Origin of the sequence: Borrelia sp. HM (genome assembly GCF_019669085.1) — a bacterium.
Lineage (GTDB): Bacteria > Spirochaetota > Spirochaetia > Borreliales > Borreliaceae > Borrelia.
Genome location: NZ_AP024401.1, coordinates 579,707 through 592,107, shown reverse-complemented (window position 1 = coordinate 592,107; position 12,401 = coordinate 579,707). Strand labels below are relative to the sequence as shown.

At 27.9% G+C, this 12,401-nt stretch carries 11 protein-coding genes; 3 read left to right on the top strand and 8 right to left on the bottom strand.

Annotated features, from left to right (window positions below; all coding sequences use genetic code 11):
• Window positions 1–19: 19 nt before the first annotated feature.
• The 6 genes from K5563_RS02835 to K5563_RS02810 form a co-directional block, all read right to left on the bottom strand.
• Window positions 20–394: a response regulator gene (locus tag K5563_RS02835; protein ID WP_221037484.1), complete on the bottom strand. Its 375-nt coding sequence runs from the start codon at window positions 392–394 to the stop codon at window positions 20–22.
• 25 nt (window positions 395–419) lie between these two features.
• The gene (locus K5563_RS02830; RefSeq protein ID WP_221037483.1) at window positions 420–2,192 is read right to left on the bottom strand and encodes a hypothetical protein; all 1,773 of its coding nucleotides are present in this window, start codon (window positions 2,190–2,192) and stop codon (window positions 420–422) included.
• Entirely contained in the window at window positions 2,192–3,346 is a 1,155-nt protein-coding gene (locus tag K5563_RS02825) for a chemotaxis protein CheB (protein WP_221037482.1), read from the bottom strand. Before K5563_RS02825 ends, K5563_RS02830 begins: the two co-directional genes overlap by 1 nt.
• A 64-nt stretch (window positions 3,347–3,410) precedes the next feature.
• Complete coding sequence (locus K5563_RS02820) at window positions 3,411–5,552, bottom strand: chemotaxis protein CheA (RefSeq protein WP_221037481.1); 2,142 nt, start codon at window positions 5,550–5,552, stop codon at window positions 3,411–3,413.
• 23 nt (window positions 5,553–5,575) lie between these two features.
• Window positions 5,576–5,887 carry an STAS domain-containing protein gene (locus K5563_RS02815; RefSeq protein WP_221037480.1) on the bottom strand — a complete coding sequence of 104 codons (312 nt, stop codon included), beginning with the start codon at window positions 5,885–5,887 and terminating at the stop codon, window positions 5,576–5,578.
• 18 nt (window positions 5,888–5,905) lie between these two features.
• A complete protein-coding gene (locus K5563_RS02810; RefSeq protein ID WP_221037479.1) occupies window positions 5,906–6,448 on the bottom strand; it encodes a chemotaxis protein CheW in 543 nt (180 codons plus the stop codon).
• Window positions 6,449–6,950: 502 nt separating this feature from the next.
• On the opposite strand from K5563_RS02810, the gene K5563_RS02805 reads away from it, so the two are divergent.
• Window positions 6,951–7,535: a DUF3996 domain-containing protein gene (locus K5563_RS02805; protein WP_255571081.1), complete on the top strand. Its 585-nt coding sequence runs from the start codon at window positions 6,951–6,953 to the stop codon at window positions 7,533–7,535.
• Window positions 7,536–7,864: 329 nt separating this feature from the next.
• The gene (locus tag K5563_RS02800; RefSeq protein ID WP_221037478.1) at window positions 7,865–8,404 is read left to right on the top strand and encodes a DUF3996 domain-containing protein; all 540 of its coding nucleotides are present in this window, start codon (window positions 7,865–7,867) and stop codon (window positions 8,402–8,404) included.
• Between the two features lie 31 nt (window positions 8,405–8,435).
• Here the strand turns inward: K5563_RS02800 and gnd are convergent, their stop codons facing one another.
• A complete protein-coding gene (gene gnd / locus K5563_RS02795; RefSeq protein WP_221037755.1) occupies window positions 8,436–9,830 on the bottom strand; it encodes a decarboxylating NADP(+)-dependent phosphogluconate dehydrogenase in 1,395 nt (464 codons plus the stop codon).
• 118 nt (window positions 9,831–9,948) lie between these two features.
• Between gnd and htpG the strand changes: the two genes are divergently transcribed.
• Window positions 9,949–11,796, top strand: coding sequence for a molecular chaperone HtpG (gene htpG / locus K5563_RS02790; RefSeq protein WP_221037477.1), 1,848 nt, complete (start codon window positions 9,949–9,951; stop codon window positions 11,794–11,796).
• A 35-nt stretch (window positions 11,797–11,831) separates the two neighbouring features.
• Here htpG and crr read toward each other — a convergent pair whose 3' ends face one another.
• Entirely contained in the window at window positions 11,832–12,401 is a 570-nt protein-coding gene (gene crr, locus K5563_RS02785) for a PTS glucose transporter subunit IIA (RefSeq protein WP_221037476.1), read from the bottom strand.

Sequence of the window (12,401 nt, the reverse complement as noted above, 5' to 3'; positions counted from 1 at the left end):
TATAGTTTAGAAAGAAAAATTAAAATATTTTTGATATTGTTTGCATTAGAGTATCAGGATTAAAAGGTTTAACAAGCCATCCAGTTGCACCAGCTTTACGGCCCTCATCAACCTTTGACTGTTCAGATTCAGTAGTTAAAACAAGTATAGGAACAAAACTTCCAAATTCTCTTATCTGTTTAATAACTCCTATTCCATCTAAATTAGGCATATTAATATCCGTAATAACAAGATCAAAATCTTTATCACTCTGACCAACAGCTTCCTTAAATTTTGACACACCCTCTAACCCATCCTGAGCTTCAGAAACTTTAAAACCATTCTGCTCTAAAATATAAGCAACACTTTGTCTAATAGCTCTATTGTCATCTATAACTAAAATCTTTTTCTGCATTTAACGCTCCTAAACCATACAAAAATCAAAATAAAATTACACTACCTTCGTCTAATGACGGTACATCTCTTTCATCTTCAATAAGAGACAATAAATATTTTTTATGAACAAATAAAGTAAATCTACCAGCAATTCTGCGAATAAATTCCTTGTCTTCAATTTCAACACAATTCAAACCATTTTTCAACAATTCTAAACCAAGAATACTATTAATATCATCATCCATCTTAACCAAAATTTTCTCAATATTTAAAAGATTAAGCTTTAAATTCTTAATATTTTGAATATCTGATTTAATTTCTTCAAAAATTTCTAAAAAATTAACTGGAAATATCTCATAAGATAATACATGATCAATAGCAATATTTTTTATCTCAATAATATTATTCTTTAATTCCACAAATAATTTTTTAAACCTGTTAAAATTATTTTTTTCAAAATAAAACCTATTATCACAATCCTTTACAACTCTTTCAAAAAAAAATATTATTTGAGTCAAAAATTCTCGTCCTTTAATAATATTTTGATCAATATTATTGATAATTTCTGACATCTCAGAAATATTACTCTCCATATCTTCAAGTTCAACTCTTTTTACAACCTCTATTTTAGAAGCTATATTAATGTTTTGAAACCTAGAAGAAATAGCTGAAATATTTGAAAACATAAATTCTAAGGATTTAACAAGCTTAATCTGCTCATAATAAAGATTTAAAAAGTCAGCATTATTTTTTTCAACATCATCAATTCTTCTAAGTAAACTTGATAAAATAACTGAAAAAGATTCTACTGATCTTGAAATATCAACATACGAAGAATTATCTGATTTTAAATCATTAATAACACTAATAGAAGAAATAGACGTATCAAGAAATCCTTCAAAAGCCATAAAATTCTCATCCAATTTAGCAATAACATCTTTAATTATCATCTTAGATGAATCTGTAAAAACAGATAAAACTTTTAATTTTTGAATTTCACTTATGTCTTTAAATCTTAACACATCAACACTTGAATACATAATATTTAAATGGTACAAAGATTGAGTAAGTCTATCTTGAAACTGTAGATAAGATACAGCATTTAAAAACTTAAATTTAAAATCAGTAAGTATGCCTAATATATTATCATAAAAGGCAATAACTTCTCCTATTCCTCCTGAGAACTCATCTATATTCTTAACCAAATTATCTTTAAATTCTTCAAGAATTTGATTTTCTGCAATATTATTCTCAAGTATCTGATCTTTCGAACGATCAAGTCCAATTTTAATATCTCTACCTCTACTAGTAAGCTGATCTGCTTGCTTAATCATAGATTGGGTCAAAGTTTTAATCTCATTTGTAATATAAGAAAAAGCACCTCCTGCTCTTCCAGCCCTCATAGCAACAGTTAATGTATTAATAGACATTATTTCCATATCAATGGAACTTTTTTTCATCTTTTCAATTACATCTTCAAGAATCTCTATGTCTTTAACCTTATCCCTTATTACGCTAAACTGAGTTTCAAGCAACGTAGCTGATGAATTGAAATAAGATACAAAATCATCTAATACCCTTATTACTTTCGAAATAAAGTTATTTAAAGAATAATCATTATCAATATCAAGATTAGAAATAAAACCAATATTAAAAGATAAATCTTTAATATCTTTAGAAATTTTCTCTATTAATTTAGGAATTGACTTACTTAAACTAGTATAAATCTGTTTTGAATGATTATTAAAATCCTCAAGCTCGGAAATTAATTTATCAATATGAGGATTAATATCTAAAAATTTATTATTATCCTCCATCAAGGTCTCCTCAAAATATATTCCGATATCTTATTTAAAGGAAGGACTTTATCTACAGCACCTATTTTTATTGCCTCCATAGGCATACCAAATATTACAGATGTTGCCTGATCTTGCGCAATATTGTATGCACCACTTTTCTTCATTTCAAGCATACAAAAAGCACCATCATCTCCCATTCCCGTAAGCATAACTCCAATAGCATTCTCTCCAGCATACATAGCAGCAGAACGAAATAACACGTTAACAGAAGGTCTATGTCTACTAACTAAGGGCCCATCTAATAAATTAACAAAATAATTTCCATTAGCATACTTCACAATTAAATGATAATGACCATTTGCAATTATTACAAGACCGGGTCTTAAAATATCTCCATCTTCAGCCTCTTTTACATCAATTTCAAGTTCATTATTCAAACTTCTGGCAAAAGATGTTGTAAATCCACCTGGCATATGTTGCACAATAACAATTGGAGGAGAGTCTTTTTTAAAAATTTTTAAAAAAACTCTTAAAGCCTCAGTACCACCTGTTGAAGCTCCAACAAAAATAACTTTTCCTGTTTTATTTTTATTAATAACACCTTTATATTTTAAAACAACATCTGGATCATTTTTAGGCGCAACATTAATAACATCTGAGACTCTATAATTTTTAGTTATACCAGAAGTATCTGTATCAGCTTTCTTATCTTCAGACTGACTAAAAAAATCATGGGGAGCTTTAATTATTTTGGGTTCAAAAGAAGCAACAAATTTATTATTAGCTAGTTTTACGACTTCAGATTTTATTAAATCCAAATAATCACTTCTAAATAAATTAATTGTCAGTTTAAAATTAAGTTTATTTATTATTAATTTAATTCTATTTTGCTTAGATTCAAGAAACCCAAAGTTTGGAGAAACCTCATTTTGTGTTATAAAAACAACGGGAATTGAAATATTATTAAGAACATTGTTAAGAGCAATCCCAAAGTGCGACTTAGCTGTATTTTCATCAACAATAACCACATTAGGAAATTTTTGCAAAAAAACATTAATAAGGTTTAAAGAATTAAAACCAGGATTTAATATTTCAACATTAGCATCATTAGAAAAAGCTTTAACAAAAACCTGCCTTATAAGACCTTGAATATCAATTATTAATATCTTCACATTACTACTCTTTTTTACTATAAATCCCTACCTTATAAAATCCCAAATATATTATTTAAAAATACTATCTTATAGATTTAGTTAAAGCATCAACATCAATTACAAGTGCTAGACTACCATCTCCAAGTATTGTAGCTCCAGAAACACCTTCTGCTTTAGAATAAATTTTACCTAAAGTCTTTATAACGGTTTGATGTTGCCCTAATATCTCATCCACTATAAGTCCTATTTTACCACTATTTGTATTAACAACAACAACATACTCACTATAACTTTTTTCTTCAGATATTCCAAAAAACTCTCGCAAACGTATAAAACTAATCATGCTCCCTCTATAATCCATAACACTACCATTATTTTCAAGTCCATAGCTTTTAGAAACCAATTTATTTGCCTCAAGACAAGATTCAACAGTAGAGAGAGGAACTATAAAATGCTCTTCTTGTACTTTAATTAGCCAACCTTCAATAATTGCCAAAGTTAAAGGAAAAATCAACTTTGTTCGAGTATATTTACCAAATTCACTCTCAAGAACAACATTACCTCTAAGAGCCTCTACTTGCGTTCTCACAACATCCATTCCAACACCACGCCCTGATATATTAGTAACAGCATCAGCTGTGGAGAACCCAGGTTCAAAAATCAAATTATAGACATCTTTACTAGACAAAATTTTTGAAGCTGCCTCAGATATTATATTTTTTTCTATAGCCCTCTTAATGATCTTAAGTTTATCAAGGCCCTTACCATCATCCTCAATAGTAACAATTACAGCATCTCCTGACTGATATGCAGAAAGCTTAATTGTACCTTTAGGATTTTTTCCTGCTTTTACTCTCTCTTCAACAGGCTCAATTCCATGATCAATTGAATTTCTTATCAAATGGATTAAAGGTTCATTTAACCTTTCAATAATACTTTTATCAAGAACAGTATCACCACCTTGAACATCATAAGAAATTGACTTGCCAAGCTGAGCAGATAAATCCTTAATTATTCTTTGAAATTTTACAAATAAAATTTCAATAGGAACCGTACGAAGTCCTGTGGTATAATCTCTTAGTTCATTAATCAGAAAAGAAAATTCAGCTGAAATTGAATTTAAAACATTAAGATTGCTATTCTCAGCTTCCTTTGATAACTTAGATTGAATCGTTACAAGCTCACCAACAAGATTCACCAAATGATCTAATTTCCTCGAATCAACCTTAATACTTGAAATATTGACTTTACTCCTTGCAGCATCATCAATCAAATTAAATACATTGCCTTTAAGAGAAGTTTTATTATGTATTTCCTTTGATGGTGATAAAATTTGCCTTTCCTTAGAAAATATCTCATCATCAATATCTTTATCTAAATTATCTACTAAAGAATCAAGCTTTAAATCTTCAGGGATTTCATAAGACATATCAACTTCTTCAACAACAAATTTTGATTGTGCATCTAAAAACATAAAAATATCTTCTACAGACTTTTTACTCTCTTCTGTCTCTAACTTAACTTCCCACTCAACATAAACATTATCAGCAGATATTAACTCCAAATTAGGAATATTTTTCACTCTAGCCCTAACTTGTCCATTACCAAGATTTAATAATTTTTTTAAAAAATTGATTGGCTTATGCCCATGAAATAAAATTCCCCTTGAAGGTAAAAAAAGAATTCTATAAAATTTAGTCTCAACACTTAAAGCTTCTTCTTCAAATTTATATTCCTCTAAAGATGTATCTAATACAGCTCCTTGAGAACTTAAATTACTAGAAGAACTGACTTCTTCTTTTTTAACAGCAGGTAAAACCAAATCAACACCAAGTCCAAACCCTTTTTTTATTTCGTCTATTAAAAATTTTTCACGCTCTTTATATGCAATCTCACTAATAGCCTCATCACCTTCAATCAGCTCTCGAATAAAATCAACTGCCATCAAAGTAGCATCAACAATATTTTGATCAAATAAATTACGGCCTTCCTTTATAGGGTCAAGAATCGTTTCTATTTCATGCACAAGAGAAGCTGTTAAATTAAATCCAAACATACCAGCACTACCCTTTATTGTATGAAAATTTCGAAAAATAGATTTAATAACCTCTTTGCCTGATTCAAATTCAATATTAAGAAGTGCTTGCTCAATATCTAAAATATTTTCTACAGACTCCTCTTTAAAAGAATCTTTAAATTTATCAATCATATCATTACTATTCATACACTGACCTTAAATATCTAAAACTAAAATTTAATTAAATTACACCCTAAATCTAAATTATCAATATCTTCAATATCACTTAAAAATCCACCATATATTAATGAACTTAAAACTTCATCAGATGGATATTCTATCTTTACAAACAGATTTTTATCTTTAGCATATTTATTGGCAGCATACAAAATTTGTATAAAAGTAACATCCACTTTTTCTACATTTGCAAGATTAATAATTAATGTCTCTTTTTCTTTCATTTCTTTGAAAATATTTAAAAGGTCTTCTTTAACCTTAAAAATATTATTTACTACAAGTTCCCCTGCTGGCTTATAAATCATAATACCTAAAAACTCCTATTAATCATAATCAGAGTGATTGACTGTAGTATTTTTAAACTTTGAGAGTTCTTTAATATCAAATAGATTTTCTATATCAAGAATAATAATAAACCTATTATTATTTCTACCAATCCCAGATATAAACCTTGAATTAAATCCAGTACCAAGCTTTGGAGCATCATCAATATCAAATGGATTTAATTCAAGAACCTCATTAACATAATCTACTAGAATTCCAAGATTTAATTCATTTCCTTCATATATCAAAGTTAATATAATTATATTTGAAATACTAACGTTTTTATTCTTTTTAATTCCATCATCATTAACTTTACGATCTTCCATACCAAATTGTTTTCTAATATCAATTATCGGTACTATTTTACCTCTATTATTAATTATTCCTGCCATATAATCAGGGGTCCTTGGTATTTTTGATATTCTAGTATACTCCAATACTTCAACAACATACTTAATCTCAATCGCATAAAGTTCATCTAAACTAAATAAAAGATATTGACTTAACTTTAACTTATCTTGTACATTGGTTTTTAATTCCATAAATGCCCCTTAATTAAGATAATTAATAATTATAAAGAGAGTAATAGTCAATTTTATGCAAACTCCACATATCCTTATATAATGTCATGTATCAATTATAAATCAAAAATTTCAATACCAAACACAAATATAAACTAATGTTTAAGCTATCAACCACAATAAAAATTGTGTTTAAAATTAAATCTAATAAAACATAAATACTTTTTTACTTAAATAGATTATATAAAAAAAATATATATATATTCTATATTATTATATATAACTATCATCACAAATCATTTGCTCTTTTATTTCAAGCAATTGAAATTATGCAAAAAAGTGAAATTAAGCATATTACTAAAAGACAACTCACTTCCATATTATCACTATAAATAGAAAACTAAATAATCAATAAACTTTTTTATCTTAATTGCAAACTTAATGAATTATGAAAATCTATGATTAAGATTTATAATAAAAAAAATAACACAAAACTTATGATAAAAAAGGAAGGAAAAAACTTATGATAAAAAAGCATACACTCATTCTAATAATGTCCATGCTATTATCAAAATATGCTTTTGCAAATCTAGAATCAACAATTACAAAGCTAAAGTCAACGACAATAACAAATATCAAATCAACAACTCATAATCTAGAATCAACAACCAGAGGTAATTTCGGCATAGGAATCTTACTACCATTCCCAATTGTTTTAGAATTCAATATTTGGAATTTTGATGTAGATCTTGGTATCTACAGTGGAGCAAATAACCTTTTTGAGGATTGGAAAACTTTCTTTTTTGCAATAGATTATATATTTTCTACAAACAATAACTTTGCAGGGACAGATATCTTAGATTTTTCTGTTGGATGTGGTAGTTATGGGACAATATGGCTATCACAATGGGAAAAGAACCATACAACTAATGGACCAGTAAGTCTAGGGGCAAGATTACCATTGATCTTGAACCTTGCAATAACCAAAAAAAAATTTGATGTATTTTTAAAATTAGCACCTGGCCTTGGAATCAATATTTGGAGCCAAAAAGTTGGATTTAGATGGGAAATATTTGCAGCACTGGGAATACGTTTTTGGTTTAAATAATTAAAACAAATTTATCCAATAAAGAGAAAAAGTAAAATTAATGCTTTTCTCTTTATAAATTAAGCAAAACAATCTAGGTATATTATTAATATATATAAAATTATATCCCCCCTTCCATCAAGCTGTTATTCATCATCAAAATTATGCAAAATAAACTAACCTTATATTTATAAATATAAAATATGGATGATTTTTACTTAGAAAGTATAAGTATATGCACCTAAAATCTCAAAAAAAAATCAAATTAAAAAAGAATTTTCTATTATAAAATTTATCAATTATTAAAAATAACATATAATAATGCATAAACCTTGATTGATGAGGACTTAATGAAACAATTAGTGCTAATAGTAATACTAACGTTAGGTATATGGGTTAATTCATTTGGAAGAAGTTCATACTTAGATAGAAAAATAGGATTTGGAGGAAGCATTGGCAATCCTATATTAAACTACATTATGTCATTTCCATTTATTGATCTTGAAATAGGCTATGGAGGAACCAATGGTATTAATATGTCAGGCTCCAAACTCAAATCAAAAAAATATAATTTTAATGTGTTTATACTCTCAGCTATAGACCTGATATTTACAATACCATTGATAGAAAAATTATCTCTTGGAACAGGGATTGGTGTACATATACACATATCATCGTACAAATCAAACTTTCAAAACATGGAAACAGGATTTGGATTTAGAATTCCAATAGCTATTTTATATGATCTAACAACAAAAGTAGAAATAGGAGCTAAAATAGCCCCTTCAATAGAGTTTGTGTCAAATGCAAAATCTATTGCATATCATTACATATATGCAGGACTTAAAACAAATATCGTAGGTGGAATATTCGTTAAATATTATATTTAAAAGACAATAATAACATATTATTATTATTAAATTATTTCCAAGTACTATGGAAAAATTCACCTCTCTTAGAATCAATCCTTTCAAAACTATGCGAACCAAAAAAATCTCTTTGAGCCTGAATTAAGTTGGCTGGCAAGTAATTAGTAGAATAAGAATCTAGAAAAGAAAGACTTGCATAAAATGCTGGGAGTGGAATGCCTATTTTACTAGCTTGAGAAACTACGCGCCTTAAAGATTTATGGTGTTTTCTTATTATATCTAAAAAATAATCATCAAAAAGTAAATTAATAAGATGTGGGTTTTTATCATAAGCCAATTTAATCTTATCTAAAAAAACACTTTTAATTATGCAACCCTCTCTCCAAATCAAAGAAATTTTTCCCAAATTTAAATCCCAAGCATAATTAGCAGAAGCAGTCTTAAGCATCATAAACCCTTGAGAATAAGCTAATATTTTTGTAACTAAAAGAGCATAATAAAGATCCAAAATCCAATCACTAAGATCGAATTTAATTAAATCTAAATCCATTTTAAGAATGTCACTAGCAATTACTCTCTCATGCTTCAATCCAGATAAAAACCTTGCAAATACAGATTCAAAAATCAAATTTGCAGGCACATTTAGATGAAAAGCCTCAATTGATAACCACTTTCCTGTTCCTTTTTGATTTGCAACATCCAAAATCTTATCAAGTAAATATTCATTATTTTCCTTATATTTTAAAATTTTTGATGTTATTTCCATCAAATAACTAGAAAGGTCTCCTTCTCCCCACTTTTCAAATACCTCAGAAATTCTTAAATTATCTAAATTAAAAGCTCTCTTCATAAAAAAATATGCTTCGCCAATGAGCTGCATATCTGCATATTCAATTCCATTATGAACCATCTTGACATAATGACCAGCCCCATTCTCACCAACATAATCAGAACAAATATCTCCTGAACTTGTCTTTGCAGCTATCTTATTCAAAATAGGCTCAATTAATTCATAAACCTTTTTACTCCCACCATACATCAAAGAAGGTCCAGATCGCGCACCACTCTCACCTCCTGACATTCCAAGTCCAATAAAATAAATATCATAAGAGGATAGTTCTTGCTCCCTTCTCATAGTATCCTTATAATGAGAATTTCCACCATCAATAATAATATCGAATTTTTCAACTAAAGGTAAAATTTGTTTAATAACTTCATCAACAGCAAAGCTTGATATCATCAAAATAATTTTTCTGGGCTTTTTTAAACTCCCAATAAAAGCCTTAATATCTTTAAATCCATTAATCTTTTTATGAGCATTACTTGTAATAAAAATCTCTGTCCTATCATTATCTCTATTATAAACAGAAACATTAAAACCATTATCAGCAATATTTAATGCCAAATTACTGCCCATAACTCCTAGTCCATAAATACCAATATCCATCATATTATCCTCTGCCACTAATTTATTTCTGGACAAATTCATTTTATTCATTATTCTTAGATTATGTTATATTATAAAAAAAGTAAAGATTAAAACAAATGCACAATAGGAGAATTTTATGAAAAAAAATTTTGACACAGAAGTTAATGATTTGCTTTACTTAATCATACATTCTCTTTACTCTCATAAAGAAATATTTTTAAGAGAATTAATATCAAACGCTTCTGATGCAATTGACAAACTTAAATTTTTAAACTTAACAGATGAAAAATTTAAAAATATCAAATTAGATCCAAAAATAGAAATAAGCTTCAATGAGAAAACTATTACAATAAAAGATAATGGAATTGGAATGAACCAAGAAGACCTAATTAATCATCTTGGTACAATTGCAAAATCAGGAACAAAAGAATTTATAAATAACTTAAAAAAAGACGAAAAAAAAGATGCAAGTTTAATTGGACAATTTGGAGTTGGATTTTACAGTGCTTTTATTGTAGCAGAAAAAGTCGAGGTTATAACAAAAAAAGCCTTAGAAGAAGTTGCCTATATTTGGTCTAGTGACGGAAAAACAGGATATGAAATAGACAAAGCAGAAAAAAATGAAATTGGAACTGAAATAATTCTTTATCTAAATGAAGAAGGAACTGAATACAATAATAAATGGAAACTTCAAGAAACTATCAAAAAATATTCAAATCACATTAGTTATCCTATTTTTATTAAGTACACAGAACCTTTAATGAAAGATGGAAAACAAGAAGGATTGGAAGAAAAAGAAGACAAAATAAATGATACTACAGCAATTTGGATAAAAAATAAAAATGAAATCACTGATGAAGAGTACAACGAATTTTATAAAAACTTAACCTTTGATTATGAAAATCCATTAATACATATTCATACAAAAGCCGAAGGGAGTATTGAATACACAAACCTTTTTTATGTTCCAAGTAAAGCTCCCTATGATCTATATTATCCAAACCCTAAACCCGGTGTAAAGCTATTTATAAACAGAATCTTTATTACAGATTCTGCAGACAGTTTACTACCAAATTACTTAAGGTTCATAAAGGGTATAATAGATTGTCAAGACTTGCCCCTAAATGTAAGTAGAGAAATTTTACAGCAAAACAAAATATTATCTAAAATCAAAGCATCTTCTGTAAAGAAAATACTAAGCGAACTTGAAAAGCTAAGCGAAAACAATCCTTCCAAATTTAATGAATTCTCTAAAGAATTTGGAAGATGTTTAAAAGAAGGAGTTTATTCAGATTTTGATAACAGAAATAAGCTTGTATCCTTAATTAGATTTAAATCTTCTCATATAGATGGCTTTGTATCATTAAAAGAATATAAAGATAGAATGCCTGAGAACCAAAAAAGTATTTATTATATAACTGGTGGTAAAGAAAATATACTTAGAATTAATCCGATAGTAACTGCTTATAAAGAAAAGGGATATGAAACTCTTATAATGGACGATGAACTTGATGAGGCAATTTTAAACTTCATCACAGAATACGATGGAATAAAATTAAAAGCAATAAACAAAAACGAAACAAGCGATGAATTAAAAGATGAAAATTTCAAACAAATGGAAGAACAATTTAAAGATATTCTAAATAAAGTAAAAGAAATACTTAAAAATCATGTCAAAGATGTATCACTCTCAGCAACTCTAACACAAGAACCATCAGCAATAATTATTGACAGCACTGATCCCACTTATCAAATGCAAAAAATCATGATATCAATGGGACAAGAAGTTAAAGAAACAAAGCCTATCCTTGAGCTTAATCCAAACAATAAAATCATTCAAAACCTAAAAAATCTAGATGATGAAAATTTGGAAAAAATAAGCATTATCCTTTTTGAAGAAGCAATGATAACTTCAGGTTTGCCAAATAAAAATCCAAGTCAATTCATAAAAATTATAAATGAAATAGTAGAAAAAACTATATAATAAAAGTTAAGTTCACAGTATATAAAGCTGTGAACTTACTTTTTAATTCTAAGCACTACATCTTTACCTGCTTCAACAAACTTAGTTTGAGATATCTTGTTTTTAATTTCCTCAGTTAAAGCAATAGAAGAAAGTAATGTATATTCAGAACCATCATCAAGTCTTCCAAACACATATTCAATGCTTGAAACTTCATCAGAATTTGCAATAACAACAGGAGTAACTACTGATTCAGCATGAGTCTTTAAATATTCAAGATCAAGCCTAATAATAATATCTCCCTTTTTTACACTCATACCCTCTTCAGCAACCCTTGTAAATCCCTTTCCATTCAAATTAAGAGTATTAATGCCAAAGTGTACAAAAATTTCAATACCTTCTTTAGTTTCAAGACTAAAAGCATGATTGGTTTTAAAAATTTTACCAATATTACCATCACAAGGTGCAACTAACTCGTTTCCAGTTGGCATAATAGCAATTCCATCTCCAACTATTTTTTCAGCAAAAGCTTCATCTGGAACCCCGTCAATTGAAATAACCTTACCACTAACAGGCGCCATTAAATCTAGAGTAGCTGCCTTTTTAAAAAAATTTAAAAATCCCAT

Bases quoted from the DNA above. Each gene is read 5' to 3' on its own strand.
- K5563_RS02835 (WP_221037484.1), bottom strand. From the start codon at position 394: ATGCAGAAAAAGATTTTAGTTATAGATGACAATAGAGCTATTAGACAA.
- K5563_RS02830 (WP_221037483.1), bottom strand. From the start codon at position 2,192: ATGGAGGATAATAATAAATTTTTAGATATTAATCCTCATATTGATAAA.
- K5563_RS02820 (WP_221037481.1), bottom strand. From the start codon at position 5,552: ATGAATAGTAATGATATGATTGATAAATTTAAAGATTCTTTTAAAGAG.
- K5563_RS02815 (WP_221037480.1), bottom strand. From the start codon at position 5,887: ATGATTTATAAGCCAGCAGGGGAACTTGTAGTAAATAATATTTTTAAG.
- K5563_RS02810 (WP_221037479.1), bottom strand. From the start codon at position 6,448: ATGGAATTAAAAACCAATGTACAAGATAAGTTAAAGTTAAGTCAATAT.
- K5563_RS02805 (WP_255571081.1), top strand. From the start codon at position 6,951: ATGATAAAAAAGCATACACTCATTCTAATAATGTCCATGCTATTATCA.
- K5563_RS02800 (WP_221037478.1), top strand. From the start codon at position 7,865: ATGAAACAATTAGTGCTAATAGTAATACTAACGTTAGGTATATGGGTT.
- gnd (WP_221037755.1), bottom strand. From the start codon at position 9,830: ATGGATATTGGTATTTATGGACTAGGAGTTATGGGCAGTAATTTGGCA.
- htpG (WP_221037477.1), top strand. From the start codon at position 9,949: ATGAAAAAAAATTTTGACACAGAAGTTAATGATTTGCTTTACTTAATC.
- crr (WP_221037476.1), bottom strand. From the start codon at position 12,401: ATGGGATTTTTAAATTTTTTTAAAAAGGCAGCTACTCTAGATTTAATG.